At 70.2% G+C, this 21958-nt stretch carries 20 protein-coding genes and 1 pseudogene; 17 read left to right on the top strand and 4 right to left on the bottom strand.

Annotated elements, in window-relative coordinates:
* The first annotated feature begins 61 nt into the window (after positions 1-61).
* From KXC43_RS40545 to KXC43_RS40555, 3 genes are all read left to right on the top strand, one after another.
* Positions 62-1069, top strand: a complete 1008-nt coding sequence (locus KXC43_RS40545; protein WP_221381565.1) for a zinc-dependent alcohol dehydrogenase family protein — start codon at positions 62-64, stop codon at positions 1067-1069.
* A gap of 160 nt (positions 1070-1229) precedes the next feature.
* Positions 1230-1379: a hypothetical protein gene (locus tag KXC43_RS51790; RefSeq protein WP_255645667.1), complete on the top strand. Its 150-nt coding sequence runs from the start codon at positions 1230-1232 to the stop codon at positions 1377-1379.
* 28 nt (positions 1380-1407) lie between these two features.
* The gene (locus KXC43_RS40555) at positions 1408-2070 is read left to right on the top strand and encodes a response regulator (protein ID WP_221381567.1); all 663 of its coding nucleotides are present in this window, start codon (positions 1408-1410) and stop codon (positions 2068-2070) included.
* 156 nt (positions 2071-2226) lie between these two features.
* Here the strand turns inward: KXC43_RS40555 and KXC43_RS40560 are convergent, their stop codons facing one another.
* From KXC43_RS40560 to KXC43_RS40570, 3 genes are all read right to left on the bottom strand, one after another.
* Entirely contained in the window at positions 2227-3246 is a 1020-nt protein-coding gene (locus KXC43_RS40560) for an aldo/keto reductase (RefSeq protein ID WP_221381568.1), read from the bottom strand.
* A gap of 327 nt (positions 3247-3573) precedes the next feature.
* Positions 3574-4422 carry an acyl-CoA thioesterase family protein gene (locus KXC43_RS40565; RefSeq protein ID WP_221381569.1) on the bottom strand — a complete coding sequence of 283 codons (849 nt, stop codon included), beginning with the start codon at positions 4420-4422 and terminating at the stop codon, positions 3574-3576.
* A 77-nt stretch (positions 4423-4499) separates the two neighbouring features.
* A complete protein-coding gene (locus KXC43_RS40570; protein WP_221381570.1) occupies positions 4500-5360 on the bottom strand; it encodes a helix-turn-helix domain-containing protein in 861 nt (286 codons plus the stop codon).
* A 182-nt stretch (positions 5361-5542) separates the two neighbouring features.
* On the opposite strand from KXC43_RS40570, the gene KXC43_RS40575 reads away from it, so the two are divergent.
* The 3 genes from KXC43_RS40575 to KXC43_RS40585 all read left to right on the top strand — a co-directional run bounded on the left by KXC43_RS40575 (position 5543) and on the right by KXC43_RS40585 (position 8171).
* Entirely contained in the window at positions 5543-6307 is a 765-nt protein-coding gene (locus KXC43_RS40575; RefSeq protein ID WP_255645683.1) for an SDR family NAD(P)-dependent oxidoreductase, read from the top strand.
* A gap of 91 nt (positions 6308-6398) precedes the next feature.
* Positions 6399-7052, top strand: a complete 654-nt coding sequence (locus KXC43_RS40580; protein WP_221381572.1) for a hypothetical protein — start codon at positions 6399-6401, stop codon at positions 7050-7052.
* Positions 7053-7244: 192 nt separating this feature from the next.
* A complete protein-coding gene (locus tag KXC43_RS40585; RefSeq protein WP_221381573.1) occupies positions 7245-8171 on the top strand; it encodes a LysR family transcriptional regulator in 927 nt (308 codons plus the stop codon).
* On the opposite strand, the gene KXC43_RS40590 is transcribed toward KXC43_RS40585, so the two are convergent.
* Entirely contained in the window at positions 8138-8746 is a 609-nt protein-coding gene (locus KXC43_RS40590) for an NAD(P)-dependent oxidoreductase (RefSeq protein WP_221381574.1), read from the bottom strand. The genes KXC43_RS40585 and KXC43_RS40590 overlap by 34 nt on opposite strands.
* Before the next feature lie 230 nt (positions 8747-8976).
* Between KXC43_RS40590 and KXC43_RS40595 the strand changes: the two genes are divergently transcribed.
* The 11 genes and pseudogenes from KXC43_RS40595 (at position 8977) to KXC43_RS40640 (ending at position 21948) form a co-directional block, all read left to right on the top strand.
* On the top strand, positions 8977-9741 hold the full coding sequence (locus KXC43_RS40595; protein ID WP_221381575.1) for a sulfite exporter TauE/SafE family protein: 765 nt from the start codon (positions 8977-8979) through the stop codon (positions 9739-9741).
* Positions 9742-9845: 104 nt separating this feature from the next.
* The gene (locus tag KXC43_RS40600) at positions 9846-10448 is read left to right on the top strand and encodes a DedA family protein (protein ID WP_221381576.1); all 603 of its coding nucleotides are present in this window, start codon (positions 9846-9848) and stop codon (positions 10446-10448) included.
* A 31-nt stretch (positions 10449-10479) separates the two neighbouring features.
* Positions 10480-10797 carry an NIPSNAP family protein gene (locus KXC43_RS40605; RefSeq protein ID WP_221381577.1) on the top strand — a complete coding sequence of 106 codons (318 nt, stop codon included), beginning with the start codon at positions 10480-10482 and terminating at the stop codon, positions 10795-10797.
* A gap of 42 nt (positions 10798-10839) precedes the next feature.
* Positions 10840-11928, top strand: coding sequence for an FAD-dependent oxidoreductase (locus KXC43_RS40610; RefSeq protein WP_221381578.1), 1089 nt, complete (start codon positions 10840-10842; stop codon positions 11926-11928).
* Between the two features lie 12 nt (positions 11929-11940).
* Positions 11941-13686: a CocE/NonD family hydrolase gene (locus tag KXC43_RS40615; RefSeq protein WP_221381579.1), complete on the top strand. Its 1746-nt coding sequence runs from the start codon at positions 11941-11943 to the stop codon at positions 13684-13686.
* Between the two features lie 153 nt (positions 13687-13839).
* A pseudogene (locus tag KXC43_RS53640) lies at positions 13840-14061 on the top strand (DUF7134 domain-containing protein); the annotation flags it as partial.
* Positions 14057-14788: a sensor histidine kinase gene (locus KXC43_RS40620; protein WP_221381580.1), complete on the top strand. Its 732-nt coding sequence runs from the start codon at positions 14057-14059 to the stop codon at positions 14786-14788. The pseudogene KXC43_RS53640 and the gene KXC43_RS40620, both read left to right, overlap by 5 nt.
* Positions 14785-15444: a response regulator gene (locus KXC43_RS40625; protein WP_221381581.1), complete on the top strand. Its 660-nt coding sequence runs from the start codon at positions 14785-14787 to the stop codon at positions 15442-15444. Before KXC43_RS40620 ends, KXC43_RS40625 begins: the two co-directional genes overlap by 4 nt.
* A gap of 96 nt (positions 15445-15540) precedes the next feature.
* Positions 15541-16272: an ABC transporter ATP-binding protein gene (locus KXC43_RS40630; protein ID WP_221381582.1), complete on the top strand. Its 732-nt coding sequence runs from the start codon at positions 15541-15543 to the stop codon at positions 16270-16272.
* Positions 16269-18749, top strand: coding sequence for an ABC transporter permease (locus tag KXC43_RS40635; RefSeq protein WP_221381583.1), 2481 nt, complete (start codon positions 16269-16271; stop codon positions 18747-18749). The genes KXC43_RS40630 and KXC43_RS40635 overlap by 4 nt, the downstream gene beginning before the upstream one ends.
* A gap of 514 nt (positions 18750-19263) precedes the next feature.
* Positions 19264-21948, top strand: coding sequence for a hypothetical protein (locus KXC43_RS40640; RefSeq protein ID WP_221381584.1), 2685 nt, complete (start codon positions 19264-19266; stop codon positions 21946-21948).
* The last annotated feature ends 10 nt before the right edge of the window (positions 21949-21958 follow it).

Consider the following 21958-nt stretch of genomic DNA (forward strand, 5'->3'; position numbering starts at 1 on the left):
CTCTGAAGAAGGCGGCGGCCACGGCGCCCGCCACCGCTGAGACATGAGGAGAAACACCGGTATGACTGATCAGATGAAGGCTGTCGTGCTCACCCGTTTCGGCGGGGCCGATGCTTTCGAGCTGCGCGACGTCGCCGTACCGCAAGTCGGACCGCGCCAGGTGCGGGTGCGCGTTCATGCGACCGCCGTCAACCCGCTCGACTATCAGATCCGTCGCGGGGACTACACCGATCATGTGCCGCTGCCGGCGATCACCGGGCACGACATCTCCGGCGTGGTCGAGGAGGTCGGATCCCACGTGACCGAGTTCCGCGCCGGCGATGCGGTGTACTACACGCCCCGGATTTTCGGCGGCCCCGGCTCCTACGCCGAGCAGCACGTCGCCGACGTCGAGCTCGTCGGCCGCAAACCGGAGAACCTCAGTCACCTGGAGGCGGCGAGCCTGACTCTCGTCGGCGGAACGGTCTGGGAGTGCTTGGTGACGCGAGCTCAGCTCATCGTGGGCGAGACGATCCTCGTCCAGGGGGCCACGGGCGGTGTCGGCACGATCGCGATCCAGGTCGCGAAGGCGATGGGCGCACGAGTGTTCGCCACCGCCAGAGCGGGCGACCATGAGTTCGTGCGCTCTCTCGGAGCGGACGCGGCGATTGACTACACGTCGACGGACTACGTCGATGCCGTAGCCGAGATGACGCGGGGCAAGGGAGTCGATGTCGTTCTCGACGCGATCGGTGGCGACACGCTCACGCGAAGCCCGCTGACGCTCGCCGACGGCGGGCGTGTCGTCAGCATCGTCGACATCGCGCAGCCGCAGAATCTCATCGAGGCGTGGGGCCGGAACGCCGCCTACCACTTCGTCTTCACCCGGCAGAACCGCGGGAAGCTCGACGCGCTCACCACGCTGGTCGAGCGCGGTCTCGTGAAGCCGGTCATCGGCGCGACTCTTCCGCTCGCTCGCATGGGGGAGGCTCATGAGATCTTGGAGAACCGGCGGTCGTACGGGCTCCGCGGCAAGGTCGCGATCGATGTGGCGGGCGAAACTGTTGCGGTTCCCCCTCGCCTCTCGTAGCGGAACGCCTCGCACTGCTGGTGGCCGAAATGGTCAAGCTTCGCGCCGCCGGGACCGCGGAGAACCTGCGCGTACGGACCGACGCCGCGCTCGGCGCCGAACGCACCCGGATGGCCCGGAACTGCATGATGTGGTCGCTCACCACCTGACAACCCTCATCATGGAGGCGACCGTCGTGGAACGGGCGCTCGACCGGGATCCGGGGGCGGCTCGCCGGAGCGCGGCCATCATCCGTACGGAAGGGAAAGCGCTTTGCAAAATCTGCTGTTGGCAGTCGGCGCCCTGCGCGGCCGCTGGTCGGTCGAGCTGACCATTCCCCGTACGGCCGGCCGGCCCTCATGATCACGGTGCTCCTGGTCGACGACCAGCCGCTGCTGCGCGCGGGGTTCCGTTCGCTGATCGAGCTGGCCGAGGACATCCAGATCGTCGGCGAGGCCGCCAACGGCCCGGACGCGGTGACGCTCGCGCGCCGGCTGCGCCCCGACGTCGTCTGCATGGACGTCCGCATGCCCGGCGGCAACGGCCTCGACGCGACCCGGGTCATCGTCAACGAGATCGACCCGCCGCCCGCCGTCCTGGTGCTGACCACCTTCGAGCTCGACGAGTACGTGTTCGGGGCGCTCGAAGCCGGCGCCAGCGGCTTCCTGCTCAAGGACGCCGACATGGACGACCTCATCGAAGCGATCCGCCGCCTGGCCGCCGGTGAGGGAATGGTCGACCAGACGGTCACCCGGCGGGTGATCGCCGAGTTCGCGCGCCGACGCCCGGCCCCGCCCGCCCCGGCGCCCGGTGGGGGCGCCGACCAGCTGACCTCCCGCGAGGCCGAGATCGTCCGGCTGCTCGCCGAGGGCCTGTCCAACGCCGAGATCGCGGCCGAGCTTGTCGTCGAGGTCAGCACGGTCAAGAGCCACCTCGGCCGGGCCATGGCCAAGATCGGGGCCCGCGACCGCGTCCAGACCGTCATCTGGGCCTATCGTCATGGTGTCGCGTCGCTCGGCTGAAGGACGGACGCCGCGACGACGGGGTTGCTGACGATGGCCGCTACGCCGGATCCCGGTCGCATCGTCCGGGCTCCGGCGCGGCACGGGATCGGCCACCCGCTGCCACAGCTGTGCCCGCACGAACCGCGACCCGGAACCGGATGACCTGGTCCGGGGTCAGCGGCGGCGCAGCGTCGCGTCGAGCAGAGCCGGCGGGGTGTCGTTCTTTTCGTGGGCGGCGAGGTCGACGCCGGGAGCGACGATGGTGTCAATGGCGTCGAGCACGTCGGCCGGCAGCACCGTATCCGCCGCGGCGAGCTGCGAATGCAGGTGGTCCATGGTGCGCGGGCCGATGAGCGCGGTCGTCACGGCGGGGTGGGCGGTGACGAAGCCCAGGGCGAGCTGGATCATCGTCAGGCCGGCCTGATCCGCCACCTTCGCCAGCTGTTCGACGGCGTCGAGCTTGGCCCGGTTGGCGGGGATGTTGGTGTCGAAGCGTTGCTTCATGAACCCCGAACGGTTCGTGGCGACCTCCTGGCCCGCGCGGATCGCGCCGGAGAGCCAGCCCGAAGCCAGGGGGCTCCAGACGAGCACCCCCATGCCGTACTCCTCGGTCACGGGCAGCACGTGTCCTTCGACACCGCGCTGCAGGATCGAGTAGCTGGGCTGCTCGGTGACGTAGCGGCCCAGGCCACGCTCGCGGGCGGCCCACTGGGCCTGGACGACCCGGTAGGCCGGGAAGGTCGAGGAGCCGAAGTAGCGGATCTTGCCGGCCCGTTGCAGGTCGGTAAGAGCCGACAGGGTCTCGTCGTCGCTGGTGGCCGGATCCCACCGGTGGATCTGGTAAAGATCTACATGGTCGACGCCCAGCCGGCGCAGACTGTCGTCCAGCGCGGTGAAGAGCCAGCGCCGGGATCCACCGCGGCGGTTGCGGTCCTCACCCATCGGCAGGCTCGCTTTGGTGGCGAGCACGATGTCGTCACGGCGTCCGGCGATGGCCTTGCCGACCATTTCCTCGGACTGGCCACCGCTGTAGACGTCGGCCGTGTCGATGAGGTTGACCCCGGCGTCAAGAGCGGCCTCGACGATGGCGGTCGCCTCGTCCTGCGTGGTGTTGCCGATCTTGCCGAAGTTCATGGCGCCCAGCGCGAGTGTGCTGACCTGCACGCCGGTACGACCCAAGCTGCGGTACTGCATTTTCGTCTCCCGTGACGATCGGTGCCGGTAAGCGGAACATTGTTCCCGTAGAGCATACGGAGCAACGTTCCGCTTGCCCACTATAGTGACCGAGCCGACACCCGCGCACGGCCTGCCTGGGCTCTGAATGGAGCTGTCGGGTGGGGTGCTGTCCCGGAGGGGTCCGCCGGGGACGCCAACTTTCCGGGTCTGCCGTGCCTTACTGGAACATGCGTTGCGGCAGGAGACAGGTGGGCTGTCCAACGTCGAATGTTGCGCTGTGGGCCTCGCCCGAACGGCAACTGCTCTTCGACGCCCGCGGTTTCAACGGAGGAACGGTTCGGCCGGTCATGAGCTGACGGTAGCGTCGGCGAAGCCGAGGCAGTCAGTGCCACGGAAGATCGCCAACTCGTAGGACAAGGTGTCCGCACCGTCGTCCCGGACCCGCGAGCCGACTTCGTAGTCACCGGGATAAGTCACCTCGCCGAGGTAATGAACGGCGTACGCATCCGGCGCGAGGTCGAGGATCGTCCGGTGCCCGGCCGGATCGACGGTGTCGAGAGCTGACGCCGCGATTGCCTCGTCGTACCACGTGAGCTGAGCGAGATAGTTCACGTGGTGATTGCCGTCGACGTCGCTTATCCGGGCGCGCAAGGGTGCGAAGCGTTCGTAGTGTTCCCGCCGTCGCCGTTCGGGCCCGGCCCGATCGGTCGCGGGACTTCGCGGGGTGTCGCTCGACTGCAGTTCGCTCAGATCGGCGATCAGCTCCTCGGGAAGCTCCAGTGGTCCGCGGGCTCCGCGCAGCACCACGGTTGCCTCGCCGGCTGTCACCGAGGCGCCGTCGATGGCCGCCGACTGCTCGTAGGTGAACGAGGAGCGACCGATCCGGTGAATTCCGGTCCGCACCCTGACCACGTCCCCGGTGCGCCCGGCGTGAGCGAGGCGTTCGACTCGCTGGCCGACGAACAGGATCTGGAAGCGGGAGAACCCGCCCCGGCCTACGAGCCGCTCGAAACGACGCAGTGACAGCCGCAGACGTGCGTCTTCGAGCCAGCGAGCCATGCCGACGACACTCGCCGATCCACTGCGGTCGAGATCGGCTTGCCGCACTCGGACATCATTCTCGATCAGTTCCATGAAATCAGTAGAATCTGTGTTCTTAGGACACCCGCAACCGGGCGACCGGCGCTGGCCCATCCGATGCCAGCTCTGCTCAAAGTCCCACCAGGCCGTGATGAACGGCTTGTTGGCGGCTGCGCCTGCACTCCAGCGGATCAGTGTGGAAGACGTTGCTGCGACACGTGTTGGCCGGGGGTCATGCCGTAGCGGCGCCTGAACTCCCGGCTGAAGTGGCTGGCGTCGGCGAACTGCCATCGCGCGGCAACCTCCGAGATGCCGGGCCGGTAACCGGACAGCGTTGGCACCGTCAGTGCTTTGCGGGCTTCGGCCAGCCGCCGCGCGCGGAGGTAAGCCGAAACCGAATCGCCTTCCGCGGCGAACGCGCGCTGCAGCGTACGCAGGGAGACGTTCAGCTCTCGCGCCAGCACGTCCGGTGAGAGACCGGGATGGGTGAGCCACTGATCCGCAAGGTCGCGCGCGGCCTTCGCGAGTGCCGGGCCGAACCGCGGCTCCTTGTCATCCCACCGGCCCGACGTCACCGAACGCACCAACTCGACCAACGTGTTCCGGACGGCACGTCGGCCGGGCAGCCCCAGATCGCTTGCCCACGTACGAATCGTGGCGGCGTGTGCGAGCAGCACCCGCACCTCGGGAAGAGTTGCCGAACCGACCTTGAAGAGGCGCCCGGTTCCGACGGCCGCAGCCGGCAAGATCAGCAACTGGGTGCTGGTGCCGGGAGCGGCCGTGAAGTGGGTCATCGGCCCGCGGCACACCATCATCCGGCCGGCGGCGACCCTGTGCTCGGTACCCCGCTCATCTCCCAGACGCCAAGAACCTCGGCGCACTATCCAGACGCGCACCAGGTCCTTGCGCGTGGCGAAGCCTGTCGTCCGGACCGCGGTCACCGTGTCGATGCTGTTGTAAACGACGTCATGGAGACGAACCGCTTCCGCCCTCGCCCGGAAGTCTTCCGTCGTCGCCGGGTGGAAAGACGGCATGGCGAAACGTTCGCCCATGTGCCCACGCCACGCTGCCCCAAAGTCGTGGAAACCGCCTGTCGTCCGGGTGTCCAGGGAGAGAACCCCGATGTTCGTGCCGGTCATAGAGCGTGCCCATTCGTGGTTGTCGTCGATCTTCCATTCAAGGTGGCGCGGTGGGCCAAGACCATGCAGTGGCACCCTCCCTACAGTCCCCGATCATGAATACTTCGGCAGTGACACCTACCTGGGCTCTGGTCACCGGCTCGTCCAGCGGGATCGGCCGAGCGACCGCCTTGAAGCTCGCTGAGGACGGCTACGCGATCGTGGTCTGCGGCCGCGACCCGGCCCGTACCGCCGAGACCCGTGAGCTGATCGAGTCGGCCGGCGGCCGAGCCACGGATCTGACCGCGGACCTCAGTTCGCCGGCGGCAGTAAGGGCTCTGATAGGGAAGGTTCGCCATGTCGTCGGCGACGCACCCTTGGACGTGCTGGTCAACAATGCGGGCGGCGGCGGTTTTGCCGCGACCGAGGACACCACCGTAGAGATGTTCGATGCGGCGTTCAATCTCAACGTCAAGGCACCCTACATCCTGACGGGCGCCTTCGCCCCGGCCATGGCCGGCCGTGGCCGGGGGGCGATCGTCAACGTCGGCAGCCTCAGTAGCACCATGGCGGCCCCCGGGACCAGCGCCTTCCAGGCGGCCAAGGCCGCGCTGATGATGCTGACCAAGTCCTGGACCGCCGAGTACGGGCCGCGCGGCGTGCGGGTCAACTCCGTCGAACCCGGGTTCATCTTGACCCGCGTGAACGAACACTTCAGGGATATGTTCACCGGCTACCTCGGCAGCGTCCCGGCAGGACGTGGAGGTGACGCCGAAGAGGTGGCCGAGGCGATCCGCTTTCTGGTGTCACCTCAAGCCTCCTATATCCAAGGCGCTGTCCTGACCGTCGACGGAGGTAAGACCTCAGTTGTCGCGATGTGACCGGAGCTTCTGATCGGCCGTTTCGTCTACCGCGGATTCGTCGGCCCGTTCCCCTTGACTGTGTTCCGGGGACACGGTTTTGAATGACCGGGTGTTCGACGAATGGCGGCGGCGCCGGGCCATCCAGCGCATCAAGCTCGGGGACGGGCGCCCGCTGAAGCGATTCCGTTGGTGGCAGCCTCTGTCCCGGTCCCTGTTCTATCTTCCCGCGGACGCCGGCGCGGGCCGGCCGGTCGAATACGCGGTCGACGTGAACCACATGAAGAGCAACGAGAACCTCGACACCGAAGCCCATCTGTACCGCGACGGCCGGCGCTTCGAACGAGCCAGGCTCCCTGCCGTCTTCCCGATCGAAGGCGGCGCGATCGAGGTGGAGACGTCGGCCTTCGGCCTCCGGCGCTGCCACTTCGTCGCCGACGACGGGACCGAGCAGCAGCTCGTTCCGGATCCACGCTCGGCCGAGGGGCGCCGGGCCCGGCTCGACCGCGAGCATCCGTTGCTCAGCCGCTGGATCGGCGTTATTTCCCTCGTCCTGATCGTCGTGCCGCTGATCCTCGGCCTCCCGCAGACCGTCGAGTCGCTCTCTCGGTTCCCGCCGCTGGCCGAGCGGTTCGGTGTCTTCGAGTCGCCGATCGACGCGTCGGCCTGGTTCAACATCGCGCTCGCGGTCAGCGCGACGGTGGGCAGCACCGAGCGTGCCCTGCGCCTGCGGTACAACCGATGGCTGGACACGCTGGCGGACTGACGGCCCGCAACTGCTGGCGGGCCAGCTCTTTGGCGCGGTGAATGACGTCGAGCTGGGCGTCGTTGTGGAGTCCCCGTCACGCGTCGACGAAGGTCTGCCGTGTGACTGACTTCCCGGCGCGGTCCTCCGGCAGCGCCGGGACGACGGCGGTCGATCCGCTGCGGCGAAAGGCCAGGAAGGTAAATTACCCGGGTGCAACTGGATCTGAATCTGCTGGTCGTGCTCAACGCTCTCCTCGAAGAGGGAAGCGTGATGGGCGCGGCCGAGCGGCTGCACCTGTCGTCGCCCGCGATCAGCCGCAGCCTCGCGCGGCTGCGGAAGCTGACCGGTGACGACATTCTGGTCCGCGCGGGAAACACGATGGTTCCGACTCCGTACGCACGGGCCGTCCGGGACGACGTCGGCCTGCTGCTTCGCCAGGCCCAAGCCGTGCTGGTGCCGAGCCGCACGCTCGATCTCGACCGGCTCGAGCGCACCTTCACGCTGCAATGCCACGACGGGCTCGCGACGGCGTTGGCGCCGGCGCTGCTGCGCCAGGTGCAGAGCGAGGCTCCCGGCGTACGGCTCCGGATCCTGTCCGAGAACTCCTTCGACACCGATGAACTCCGGCGCGGCGGCGTCGACCTCGAACTCCGTCAGGACCGGCCGGAGTTGTCGGAGTTCCGGTCCGAGACGCTCGGCACTGATCCCCTGGTGGTGGCGATGCGGTCCGGTCATCCCGGCGCCGAGAGCCTCGATCTGCGCTCGTACGCCTCGTATCCGCATGTGGTCGTGTCGAGGCGCGGCCGCCTCACCGGGCCGATCGACGAAGTGCTCGCCGCGGAAGGCCTGCGCCGTCAGGTGGCCGCCGCGGTGACCACCGGCGCCATGGCCCTGCACGTTGCGAGCCGGAGCGACATGCTGGTCACCACGACGGCACTGGTCAGCCGACCTCTGGTCGAGGCGTTCGACATGGTCAGCCGGCCGTTGCCGGCCCCGTTCCCGCCGGCTTCGATCAACTGCGTCTGGCATCAGCTGCACGACTCCGACCCGGCCCACGCCTGGCTGCGGGGCCGGGTACGGGCTGCGGTGACAGAGGTCGCCGGTCAGGCCGAGAGCGGCACGGCGACGGCGCCGTAGAAGCGGGACGTGTCGGCCTCGTCGAGCATCGCCGCGGCGACCGTCGCGCGAGAGATCTTCTCGGAGAAGTCGAGCGGGGGTGCGTCCGCCAGCCCGACCGTACGCCGGTTCTGACTTTCCGGCCCTTCGCCGAGCAGGCAAGCGTGAAAAACCGTGCCGCGAGCGGCCAGCACGGATTCGTCGGCCTGCACCTTGTCGGCCAGGCGGTCACCGAGCATCGCGCCGAGGCTCTTGGCCGCTTCGCCTGCCGCCTCAGCGGACCTGCCCGTGCCGTACGCGCCGAGCCAGATGATGTGCCGGGGCCGGGCGGCGATCACCGCCTTGGCGCCCGCGGTGAGAACGCCGGCTCGATCTGTGCCGAGCGCGGACAGGACGACTGAGTCGGGGTCGACGACGGCGGCGATGCTCCCGGCATCGTTGACATCGGCAGCAGCCTTGCGCAGGGCGGGCGAGTCGGCGACGGCGATGCGGGCCGCATCGCGGGCGATGGCGGTGACGGTGTGGCCGCGTCGCAAGGCCTGCCGGACGAGCTCCGCACCGGTACGCCCGGACGCGGCGAGAACAGTGAGATTCATGCTGGACACGTTAAGCAGCCACCGTCGGTATTTCCAATGCGTATTGGTTAAGCGGCCGTTCACTGCCGTGCATTGACTGTTCGACACGCGATTGCGTGGCGGTTAACGGCCGCTTCACCAGAGCGCACTGGCTTTCCCGCGATGCGCGTCCTAACGTTTTCGGCGAGGCGGTCGCCAATTCCTTCATGTATGCGGCCGGACCGTCACTCTTTCCAGGAATCGCGGCAACTATGGAACTCGGACACATACTTCTACTGGTTGTCGCCGGCGTGATTGCCGGCGGAGTCAACGCCCTGGCCGGTGGTGGCGCGCTGATCACCTTTCCGGCCCTGATGGCGACCGGCCTGCCGTCGGTTCAGGCCAATGTCACCAACTCGGTCTCGGTGTTCCCCGGCGTCGTCTCCAGTGTGCTGGGCAGCCGCGCCGAGCTGGCCGGGCAGTGGCGCCGCATCCCGGCGACGATGCCCGCCTGTGTCGCCGGCTCAGCGGCCGGCTGCGTCCTGCTGCTCCGTACCCCCGCTCGCACCTTCGAGCTGCTGGCGCCGTTCCTGGTGCTGGGCGCGGCCGCGACGTTGTTCTTCCAGGAGCGCCTGCGCGGCTTGGTCGGACAGCCGCGCACGCAGAGCCCTCGCCGCCGGGCGATCGCCTTGCAGGTGGTCGTCTTCGCCGGCGCCGTCTACGGCGGCTACTTCGGTGCCGCACTGGGCGTGATGTACGTCGCCGCGCTGGCCCTGGTGCTCGACGAGACGCTGATTCACATCAATGCCCTCAAGAACGTTCTCACCGTCACCGTGGGCGCTGTCACCGTGCTGGTCTTCGCGGCCTTCGGACCGGTCAACTGGCCGGCCGTCCTGATCCTGGCCCCCGCGGCGGTCGTCGGCGGCTACGCGGGAGCGGTCCTGGCCAGACGCCTGCCCAGCCGCCTTTTGAAGGTCCTCATCGTCACCTTCGGCACCACGATCGGCCTGGTCTTTTTGGTTCGTGCGCTCACCTGACGCCACGGGGCGGGGGAGGCAATCGATCTTCACCAACGAGAAGGGATCTCCATGAGAAACAGGGACAGAACACATCCGGCCGCACGGCTCGAACCGCGAGCCTCATGATCGACTGGATCGAGCTGGCGGAGTCGTTGGCGACGTCGCCCTGGCTGTACCTGGTCCTCATGTCGGTGTCGCTGCTGGACTCGTTCCTGCCGCTGATCCCGAGTGAGCCCGTCGTCATCATCGCCGGCGTCCTCGCCGCCACGGGCACCACCAACATCCTGTTGGTCATCGGCGCTACCGCCGTCGGCGCATTCCTCGGCGATCAGGTTCCCTACGCGCTCGGCCGGTGGCTGAGCACTCCCATCAAGAGGCGGCTTCCGCCCGGTTCCAAACGGCGGGCGACGCATGACTGGATCTCCCGGCACCTCGCCGCGCGGGGCGGATTCGTTCTCGTGAGCACCAGGTTCATTCCGGTCGGCCGCTATATCGTCACCGTCACCAGCGGAATGGTGCGGTACGACTATCGGTATTTCCTCCTGTACACCGTTCTCGGCGGGACCGCCTGGAGCACCTATACCGTCCTGACGGGTTATCTCGGCGGCACCCTCTTCCAGGACAACGCATTGCTGGCTTTCGCCGTCGGTATGGGGCTCGCTCTGGTGCTCACCGGCGTGGTGGAGGTGATCCGGCGGATTCGCGTCCGCGGCACGCAGGCGTGAACCGCAACCGCATCATGCAAAGGAGCTCAGGATGTTCTACGAAATTCGCCGCGAGACGGCTCGGCCCGGACGCGGCGAAGAGCTGGCCCGGTGGATGGACGAGCAGGCGATTCCGTTCCACGAGGCGCACGGGATGACCGTCGTGGGGGCGTTCATCGAACCCGGCGAGGACGACGTCTTCGTCTGGATCCGCCGATTCCACAGTGATGGAGAACGACAGGAAGTCGTGGAGCGGGTGCACCGGGATCCGCTCTTCGAGTCCGAGATCAGGCCTCGGCTGGGGGAGCTTCTGGCCGCGGGTGCGGACACCGTGCGACTGGTGCCGACCGCGCACTCCCGGCTCCGCTGACAACCGACCGATGATTTGCCGTCGACTCAGGAGGTACGACACATGCGTGCAGTAGTAGCGGGAGCCGGGATCGTCGGGCTCACCAGTGCCATCGCGTTGCGGAAGCTCGGCATCGAGACGGTGGTTCACGAACAGGCATCCGAGATCCGGGCGGCCGGTGCGGGGCTCGGGCTGTGGGCCAACGCCCTGGCGGTCTTCGACGAGCTGGGACTGGGTGACCAGCTACGGGCCATCGGCAAGCCGGCGGAGATGTACTTCCGCGACCACACGGGCGAGCTGATCCGTCCGCCGGAGTACTCGGCGGAGGACCACCAGTATCTGCTCGTGCACCGCGCCCGGCTGAGTGACCTGCTCGCCGACGCGGTGGGCCGGGACAACATTCGCCTGGACTCCCGACTGATCGGCTACGAGGAGACCGATGCCGCCGTGGAGATCCGTCTTGAGGGCGGGGCGACCGTCGCCGCCGACGTGCTGATCGGGGCGGACGGCGCCTACTCGGTCGTTCGTTCCCTGCTGCTGCCGGGCAGCGACGCCGTGAAGCACAAGGGGCATCACGCCTGGCGCGCGGTGGTCCGGCCCCCGGAGGGCGCCGCCATCGAGCGGGGCGTCATCGTGCTCGGTGAGAAACGGACCCGCGGCGGGTACGTGCCCACCGTCGACGGCACGGTGTACTGGCTGGTCAACCAGTTCGACGCGGACCCCCTGGACGGTACGCCGAAGAAGCAGGCCGCGGAACGCGCCGCATTCCTCGACACGACGGGCTGGAATCCGGCTCTGCCCGCCCTGATCGAGGCGACGCCGGACGACCAGGTGCTGCACAACCAGATCATGCTGGTTCCGCCGTTGCCGCGGTGGGTGTCTCATCGGGTGGCTCTGGCGGGGGACTCCGCTCATGCGCTTTCCCCGCACATCACCGCCGGTGCGTCGCTGGGCGTCGAGGACGGGCTCTTGCTCGCCCGCCTGCTCGCCTCGTCCGACGGGGTGGCCGACGCGCTGGCCGCCTACGAGCGGGACCGGATTCCGCACTACCGCGAGGTCAACGAGTTGTCCCAGCGGGTGGAGGACTCGGCTACGCCGGAGGAGTTCGCGACCAACTACGTGGCTTTCAGCCACTGGATGATCAATCGGTAATGGCCCGTGGACATGAATGAACCGAGGGGATTGCGCATAGACACCGCCGTCGCCGTGCCGATGCGCGACGGTGTCACGCTGGCAACCGACCTGTGGCGGCCGGCCGGAACCGGTCCGTGGCCGGTCCTGCTCGCCCGCACCCCGTACGGCCGGACCTCCACCGCCCACCTGGGCAACCCGAAGCTGCCTGACATCCGCGCCCTCGTCGACAGCGGTTACCTCGTGGTCGTTCAGGACGTACGCGGCACCGGGGCCTCTCCCGGGTTGATGGAGCCGCACCGCTTCGACCAGTGCGACACCGTCGACACGATCGCCTGGATCGACCGCCAGGCGTGGTGCGACGGCAGCGTGGGGATGTGGGGCGCGTCGTACATGGGTTTCGCGCAATGGCGGGTGGCCGCCGAGGCCCCGCCGGCGCTGCGCGCGATCGCTCCGACGATGACCTCGGCGGACGTGTACCGGGCCTGGTACTCGGCCCAGGGTGCGGTATCGCAGGGCACGCTGTTCAACTGGTCGGCCCGCATGGCTGTGGCCAACCTGTCGCGTCCGCAGAGCAACGGCCCGTCGGATCAGCGGGACGCGGCCGAGATCCGGGCCGCGCTCGACGACGCCGAAACCCTGTACTCGCTGCCGATCGGTGGCCGGGGCGCGCTCCTGCGGGGCCTCCCCTGGCTGGGGGAGATGCTCACCCACCCGGGCTACGACGACTACTGGGCGGCCCAGTCGGCGTTGGAACACAGTGCGGCGATCACCGTCCCGGCGCTGAATGTGACCGGCTGGTACGACGTGTTCGCCGGTGAGGTCGTACGCTCGTACACCACCATGCGCCGCACCGGCGGCAGCGCGGCGGCCCGCGAGGGTCAGCAGCTCATCATCGGCCCGTGGGGCCACGGCGACGGCGCCGACCAGGGGATCTTCCCCGATCGCTCGTTCGGGCCGGCCGGATCCGTCAAGGCCGCGGCGCTGACGCAAGCCCATCTGCGGTTCTTCGACCGGTGGGTGAGGGGCCGCACCGGGGTGGATCCGGGTGCGCGGGTACGCATCTTCGTCATGGGGCTGGACCGGTGGCGCGAGGAGGACGACTGGCCCCTGCCCGGCACCCGGTACGAGGACTACTTCCTGCACGGTTCGGGACCGGCCAACACTTCGGAAGGGGACGGCCGGCTGCACCGCAGTCCAGCCATCGACGACGTCGCCGACTCGTTCTCCTACGATCCCCTCGACCCCGTCCCGACCGTGGGCGGAGCGACGCTCGGGGCCGACGGACTCGCCGGCCCCGCCGATCAGGCGGCCGTGGAACGTCGCGGCGACGTGCTCTGCTACACCAGCGACCGCCTGGAGGAGCCGCTCGAGGTCACCGGTCATGTGGCCCTCACCGTGCACATGTCCTCGACGGCCGTCGACACCGACGTCACGGGAAAACTGGTCGACGTCTTCCCGGACGGCCGTGCCCTCATCCTCTGTGAAGGCCTGTGCCGTATGCGGTATCGAGCCGGCGTCGGTCGACCACAGCCGCTGGAACCCGGGTCGATCGTCGAGGCCACGGTCGACATGGGCATCACCTCGAACGTCTTCGTTCCCGGCCACCGCATCCGGCTCGAGGTGTCCAGCAGCAACTTCCCGCGGTACGACCGTAACCCCAACAACGGCGGCACCATCGCCACCACGACGGAGACCCAGGTCGCCCTGAATCGGATCTTCCACGGCCCGACCCATCCCAGCCGACTGACGCTGCCGGTGATCGCGCGGCACCGATGAGCGTGGGCAAGGGAGACGATGTGCCACCGGTGAGTCAGTTCTACGGCTGTGAGTGGGAGGGGCGCGCGGGCCGGGACCCAGCCCGGCCGGCGGCGCGATCTCCGACCGCGGTCGGATGGCAAGCCACGCCGGGCTGGATAGCGTGGTGGGGTCATGAGTGCACGCGACCGATCCAGGCTGCCGCGCGACGCCCCGCTGGCGCTGGGCGTCGCGCTGGTGAGCCTCGTGTTCGCCTACCGGGAGCCGTGGGCCGTGGCTGTCGTGGTGGGCATGTGCGCGCCGCTGGTGATCCGCCGGGCGTACCCCCGGGCCGCGCTGGCCGCCCTGACGGTCGCGGCGGTGGTCCAGGTCGGCACGCTGGAGAGTCCGAGTGTCTCCGCGGTGGCCGTGCCGATCCTGGTGCACAGCCTCGCGCCGGCTGGAGCGGGCCGAGCACGATCGCGCCGTCCAGGCGGCGGCCGAGGAGCGCACCGCGCTGGCCCGGGAGGTCCACGACATCGTCGCCCATTCGCTGTCGGTCATCGCCGTCCAGGCCGAGGGCGGCCGGGCGCTCACGGCGCGGCACCCGCAGCGCGCTCCGGAGATCCTGGAGACCATCGCCGGGACGGCCCGGGAGTCCCTCGGCGACCTGCGGGAGGTTGTCGCGATGCTGCGGGGCGACGGATCAGCGGTGGACGGCTCGCCGGAGGCCGCCTACCGGCCGTCGCCCGGGATCGGTGACCTCGACGAGCTGGTGTCCCGGCTCGACGGCCGGGCCCGGCTGCGCGTCGACGGCGACCGGCGGCAGGTCGGCCCGATGGCCGGGGTGACGGTGTACCGCCTGGTCCAGGAGAGCCTGACCAACGTGCTGCGGCACGCCGGACCCGGCGCCGCGGTGGACGTCCGGCTCGACATCGGAGAGCGGGCGATCGATCTGGTCGTCCGCGACGACGGGTCCGGGACGTCGCCGGCCGCCGACGGCCGGGGCACCGGTCTCGCGGCGATGCGGGAGCGGGTCCGGATGCACGACGGCACCCTGACCGCCGGCCCTCACGCCGGCCGCGGCTTCGAGGTGCACGCGGTCCTGCCCGCGCACCGGGCGCCAGGATCGGCGCGCCGATGACGCTCGGCATGTTCCTCGTCGACGACCAGCGGCTGGTCCGCGACGGACTGCGGATGATGATCGAGGCAGAGGACGACCTGACCGTGGTGGGGGAGGCCGGTGACGGCCGGGACGCCGTGGCGAGGCTGCGCGGCGTCGACGCCGACGTGGTGCTGATGGACGTCCGGATGCCGGTCATGGACGGCGTCGAGGCGACCCGGCAGCTGACCCGGCTCGGACACCCGGCCCGAGTGCTCATCCTGACCACGTTCGATCTGGACGAGTACGTCTTCGCGGCCCTGCGCGCCGGCGCGGCCGGATTCCTGCTCAAGGACGCCCGCCAGGAGGAACTGCTGGCGGCGGTCCGTGGTGTCGCCGCCGGCGGCTCGGTCGTCGCGCCGGCCGCGACCCGGCGGCTCATCGCGCACTTCGTCGACCGGATGCCGGGTGGCCCGGCGGCGCCCGACGACCGTCTCGGGCTGCTCACCCCGCGGGAGATCGAGGTGCTCGGCGCGATCGCGGCCGGCGACACCAACGCGGAGGTCGCGACGCGGCTGCACATGGCCGAGAGCACGGTGAAGACCCACATCGGCAACCTCCTGGCGAAACTGCGGTGCCGCGACCGGGTCGCCCTGGTGCTCTTCGCGTTCGAGGCCGGAGTGTCCGCACCGGACTGACGGCCGGCCGGCTCCGACCACGGTCGGAGATGGCGTGGTGAGGGGCGATACTGCGGGCCGATCTGTTCCGGCCGACGGCTGCCTAGGTTCAGGATCATGACCGAAATCAGTCCGGCCGCGGCGCGGGACCTCACCAAGACCTACGGCACCGGCGACACGGCCGTGCCCGCCCTGCGGGGCGTCACCGCCGACTTCGGGCGCGGCACGTTCACCGCGGTGATGGGCCCGTCCGGCTCCGGCAAGTCCACCTTCATGCACTGCCTGGCCGGGCTGGACCGGGCCACCGGCGGCCACGCGTACATCGGCGGCCAGGACCTGTCCGTGCTCGACGACCGGGAGCTGACCCGGGTCCGGCGGGACCGGATCGGCTTCGTGTTCCAGTCGTTCAACCTGCTCCCGACGCTGACGGCGGTGCAGAACATCCTGCTGCCGCTGGACCTCGCGGGCCGTACGGCTGATCCGGCCAAGCTCGCCGCCGTCGTGGGCTCGCTCCGTCTCGGCGACCGCCTGGACCACCGTCCGGCCGAGCTGTCCGGCGGGCAGCAGCAACGGGTCGCGATCGCGCGGGCCCTGGTGACCGGACCGGACGTGGTCTTCGCCGACGAGCCGACCGGCGCCCTCGACTCGCAGAGCGCGGCGACCCTGCTGGACTTCCTGCGCCGCTCCTGCCGTGAGCTGGGCCAGACGATCGTGATGGTGACCCACGACCCGATCGCCGCGTCGTACGCCGACCGGGCGCTGCTGCTCAGCGACGGCCGGATCGTGGACGAGCTGAGCGATCCCACCCCGGACGCGGTGCTGGGCGTCATGCGGAGCCTCGCCGCATGACCGCCGTCCCCCGGACCCGCTTCCCGATGGCCCGCAACGCGCTCGCCGAACTGCGCCTCAACCCGCACCGCGTGATCGCTGTCGTCGTCGCGATCATGATCAGTGTCGGCTACCTCACCGCCTCGGTGACCGTCCTCGCCGGCGAATCGGCGACCTTCGAGCAGAGCGTCATCGCCCGGACCGCCGCGACCGACGTGGTGGTCACCGTCGGCGCCGGTGATCCGGCCGAGCACGCCGCCCTGGCCACCCGGATCAGCACGGTGGCCGGGGTCGCCTCGGCCGACCTCAGCTTCCTGTCCCAGGGGCGGGTGACCGGCTCCTCCGACTGGGTGCAGCAGCAGTCGGTCCCCGCCAACCCGAAGCTCCGCTGGGCCGACCTGACCGAGGGCCGCTGGCCCGCGACACCCGGCGAGATCGTGCTCGGCAGCGTCACCGCCCGGCAGCTCAACCTGGACATCGGCGACCGGATCACGATCAACGACCGCAACTCGTCCGCGACCCTGACCGTCACCGGCCTCGCTCACGAGGGCAACTCGTTGCTGTCCGGGCTGGCGCCGCGCTCCTTCGTCGCACCGTCGTTCTACAGCGTCGCCGGCTCCATCCACACGTCGCTGCAGACGGAGATCCTCGTCATCGGCGACGGCACGGTCACGCAGGACCAACTCGCCGCACGCGTCACCGCGGTGGCCGGTGGCGACCGGGTCGAGACGTCCGCGGGATTCACCCAGCGCAAGTTGGCCGAGAAGACCCAGGGCGTGTTCATCTTCCAGCTCCTGCTGCTGGTCTTCGGCGCGGTCGCGCTGCTGGTCGGGAGCATCATGATCGTGAACACTTTCCTGATCCTGGTCGCCCAGCGGCGCCGGCAGATCGGGTTGCTGCGGGCGGTCGGCGCCGGGCGGGACCAGATCCGGCGGGGACTGCTCGTCGAGGCGACAGCGATCGGCGCCACCGGGTCCCTGCTCGGCGTCGGGCTCGGTGTGGCGCTCGCGGCCTGCGTCGCGGCCGTGCTGGACGGCGAGTTCGCCCTACCGGCCGGGCAGGTGGCTGCCGTCGCCGCCGTCGGAGTCATGATCGCGGTGCTGTCGGTGCTGGTGCCGGCGCGGCGGGCGGTCCGGATCGCCCCGCTGGACGCGCTGCGTGCCGTCGCCGACCCGGCGACCGAGCGCCGCACCTCACTCGCCCGCCGGGCTGGGTCTCTGGGCCTGATCGCCCTCGGGCTGGCTGCGATCGGCCTCGGCTTCACCGACACCACGGTCGCACTGCTCTACTCGGTGGGCGGGTCGTTCGTGTGCGCCGCCGGGCTGCTCTCGGCCACCGGGCTGTTCCTGCCCCCGCTGCTGCGCGGCCTGGGCTCGGCCCTGCGGCGTACCGGCCCGGCCGCGCGGCTGGCCACCGACAACGCGGTGCGCAATCCCGGCCGGGCGGCCGCGACCGGCGCCGCGCTGATGCTGGCCGTCGGACTGGTCGTCGCGCTCCAGGTCGGCGCGGCCGGCATGAAGGCGACGGCCGACGGCAATCTCGACGTGCGCTATCCGGTCGACGTCACCGTGTCGATGTTCGACGGGGCGCTGCCGGCCCGCGCGACCGGTGACATCGCCGCGGTCTCGGGGATCGCCGGCGCCGCCGGGGTGCGGTCGTCGCGGGTCACCGTCCGGGGCGGCGGCAAACCACGGCCGGTCCGGGTGCTGGGGCCCGGCGCCGACGCGATGGCTGTGGTGTCGGGTCTGCACCCGCCGGTCAGCGCCGGGGTCGTCCTCGCCGACCCGTACCTGCTGGACGAGATCGGGTTGCGGGACGGCGGCCCGGTCACCGTCACCGGCCGGTCGGGCTCGGTGACCCTGCCGGTCCGGGCCGACCATCTGGCACCCGACGAGGGGCTGGTCGTCGCGCCTCAGGTGCTCGCCACGCTCGACGACGGCGCCCCGGTCGGCACCGTGTGGGCCAAGGCGCGGCCGGGGGCCGACGTCACCGCGTTGCGGTCGCAGCTGCGGTCCGCCGTCGAACCGCTCACCGGCGCCGAGGTCGGCGGCGGGCTGTCGGCGAAGCTCATGTACCACGCGGCTCTCGACAGGCTGCTGGCGCTGACCACCATGCTGCTCGCGGTGGCGGTCCTGATCGCGCTCGTCGGCGTCGGCAACACCCTCGGCCTGTCGGTGCTCGAACGCACCCGCGAGTCCGCACTGCTGCGGGCCCTCGGGCTGCAACGGCGGCAGCTGCGCGGGATGCTCGCCGTCGAGGCGGCCCTGCTCAGCCTCTCCGGCGCCGTCGCGGGCATCGCCGCCGGGACGTTCTTCGGCTGGATCGGCACCCACGCGGTCAGCGGCCAGCTGAACCTCGAGAACGTCCGGTTCTCGATGTCGGTGCCGCAAACCCTGACGGTCGCCGCCGTGGCCGTCGGCGCCGGCATCCTCGCCTCGGTCCTTCCCGGCCGGCGAGCGGCTCGCGCGACACCGGTGGAGGCTCTCGCCGAGAGATGACCGGCGTGGCTTTGTTCGAGTAGGTGCCGTGCATGCGCTGGGATGCGGGCGATACCGCGGCCATCACGACTGGCACGTAGTCGCGGAACGATGGCATACCCGACGCTGTGTTGGCGGGTGCGGTGAGCAGATCGGTGCCGGAGACGCCCATCTGCTGCCGCAGTAACCGCGCGGCTTGCAGGATCTCTGGTCCGGAGTTGGTGGCGGTCACTGGTCACCGCCGAGCGAGCAGGGCGGCGGTGACACGCGTTCGCGGCCGTGGAGCCGGCACGCGCGGCGGATGTTGACCGGACTGCAGAGCTCCGCCCGGTCCCGTGGATCAGCGTCGCGGAGCAGCCGAAACAGGTCGTCAAAGGCGTCCGTGACGGGTCTGAGCGGCTTTCTTGATCGCGGTGGCCTCGCTGATTCAGGTGGCGGTGAGCGCTGGGTCGCCGCCGGCGTCGAGGGTCGCTGGGTAGCGGCTCGTTTGCTCCCGTCGACTAGAACGATGATGTCGATCGATGGGGAGGCGCTGATGCGCAGGGTGATCGCAGCCGCGGTGATGACCGCGGCGATGGTGTTGGGAACAGCCGTCCAGGCGTCGGCGGAACCGTCCGACCCGTTACCCGGCTCCGGCTGGCGGGTGAGCGACGGACACACACTGACCTGGACCGCGCCGCGGCTGATGGCCGGCGACGCGGTCGTCGAGTTCTACGCCGGGGACCGGGTGCTGGGCCGGCCCAGCACGACCGACCACCGTACGTTCCGGCTCGAGGTGGACCGACTGCCGAAGCCGACTGAGCTGCAGGTCCGCGCGGGTGGCCGGCGTATCGACGGGCCGCTGCCGCAGGCGCAGCGCCGGTCTGTGGGCGACATGGAGCCGCCGGCGCTCGGCCGGGCCGGCGCGGTCGATCCCGGGCGGCCGGGGCCGTACGCAACAGTGACCGGGGAGTACACGTTGCCCCGCGTCACGCTGCCGGACTATCCGGAGGCGATCGAGATGGAGGGCGTGGTCGTCGCGCCGCAGGGCGCTGAAGGCCCGCGGCCGCTGGCCCTCTTCCTGCACGGGCGGCATTTCACCTGCTTCGCCGGTGACGATCTGGAACAGATCAGCCTGGAGTGGCCCTGCCCGGAGGGCAAGACGGCGGTCCCGAGTCACCGTGGCTACCTCGAGGCGCAGCGGCTGCTCGCATCGCAGGGCTACGTCACGGTGTCGATCTCGGCGAACGGCGTCAACGCGCAGGACAACGACGTCGAGGATCTCGGCGCCCAGGCGCGATCGTCGCTGGTCCGGCTGCACCTGGCCCGCTGGGCGGACTGGTCCGGCAGTGGCCGAGCGTCGGCACCGGCCGCGGTCCGGGCGGCGCCGCGAGCTGATCTGGCCCGCGTGTTCCTGATCGGACACTCGCGGGGCGGCGAGGGCGTGAGCAGGGCTGCGATGGACAGCCTGACCCCGCCGCCGGCGGACCAGGACGGGTACCACGGTCAGGTCCGCTGGACCATCCGCGGCCTGCTGCTGATCGGTCCGACGATCTTCGGACAGAACATCGTTCCGGACGTCCCGTCGGCCACCATCCTGCCCAGCTGCGACGGCGACGTCGCCGACCTGCAGGGCCAGGTGTTCGTGGACGGCACGATCGGCGTCAGCCGCGGGCGCGCGCTGCACAGCGCGCTGTTCATGGTCGGCGCGAACCACAACTACTTCAACACCGAGTGGACGCCCGGGCAGGCGGTGGCGCCGGCGTTCGACGACTTCCCGGACGACATCGAGGACGCGGTGTGCTCACCCGGCACGCCGACCCGGATCACCGCGACCCAGCAACAACGGGCCGGGGCGACGTACATCGCGGCGGCCGCGCGGCTGTTCGTCGGTGGCGACGACCGGGTGCGCCCGCTGCTCGACGGCACCGGCGTGCGGGCACCGTCCGCCGATCCGGTCCGGGTGCTGAGCCACGCGGTCGGCGGCGCGCGGACACCGCTGATCGTTCCCGACCGGAAGGTACGGGTGACCGGCGCCGGCGAGCTGTGCGCCGAGGTCACCCTCGACGACGACCGGATGTGCCTGTCACTTTCGGAACTCGGGCTGGCCCAGTCGCCGCACTTCGCCGACATGCGGAGAGTGCCGGAGGAGGCGGGCCGATACTCGGTGAAGATGAACTGGTCGCATGCGGGCCAGGGGGTGTCGTTCGACCCGCCGCGCGCGGTGCCGGTGGCGGACGCCCTGGCGCTGCGGATCGCCGTGCCGCCGAACACGTCGGACAACCGGTTCGGCGTCGTGGTGACCGACGACGGAGGGCGGCGTACCGAGCTGGGCGAGGTGCGGCTGGACGGGTTGCCGAGCACCGAGCTCTTGCCACGCTACTGGGCGCAGGAGGTCCGCGTACCGGTGAAGCGGCCGCAGCGGGTCACCCGGCTGGACCTCGTCCCGCGCAGTGCCGCCGGGCAGGCCTGGCTGGTCGACGCGTGGGGCTGGCGGCCAGGAACCCCGGCGCCCCGTCCGGTCGAGCTCCCGCGCGTCGACGTGGGCACACTCGCGGCCCAACCGGCGACGGAGGGCGACACAGGCGTACAGACCTTCCGGATGCCGGTCCGAGTCAGTGGCCGCGGGGGCGGACAGGTTCGCGTGTTCGTGACGGAACGCGACACCGGCGACACCCGTTCCTGGGTGGCGTCGGTGCGGCCGGGTGACCGTTCGGTCCTGGTGCCGGTCCGGGTGCCGGGCGACACCGTCTACACCGGCGACCGAATGTACGACGTCGGTGTGAAGGCGGTGCGTGGCATGGTGGTGGGTGACTATCTGGGCGAGCTGCTGGTGGCCGAGGACGATCCGGCGCCGGCCGTGACCATCACCCCGGTCGCCGACCGGGTGACCGAAGGGGGCACGCTGACTTGGCGGGCCACGATCGACCAGCCCGCCGGTGTGGAGCTTGTCGTGTACGGCCAGCCGACGCCGCCCGGCGGCCCGGAGCTGTCCAGCACGGACGTCGATCCGCAGTGGTTCACCGACTTGACCGGGGAGGACCCGGAACCGTCCCGGCCGCTGTCCGAAACGTTCGCGGGTCCGTTCGGCGTCATCCCTGCCGGTGAGTCGAGCACCGAGCTGACCATTCCCACCGTCACCGACTCGCTGGACGAGCCAGACGAGCAGGTGCGGCTCGAGATGTACGGATCCACCGACGAGACACCCTTCACGACGGTGACCGGCACGGTCACCGACTGATCAGAGAATC

The sequence above is a fragment of the Paractinoplanes polyasparticus genome, assembly GCF_019710575.1.
Taxonomy (GTDB): Bacteria; Actinomycetota; Actinomycetes; order Mycobacteriales; family Micromonosporaceae; genus Actinoplanes; species Actinoplanes polyasparticus.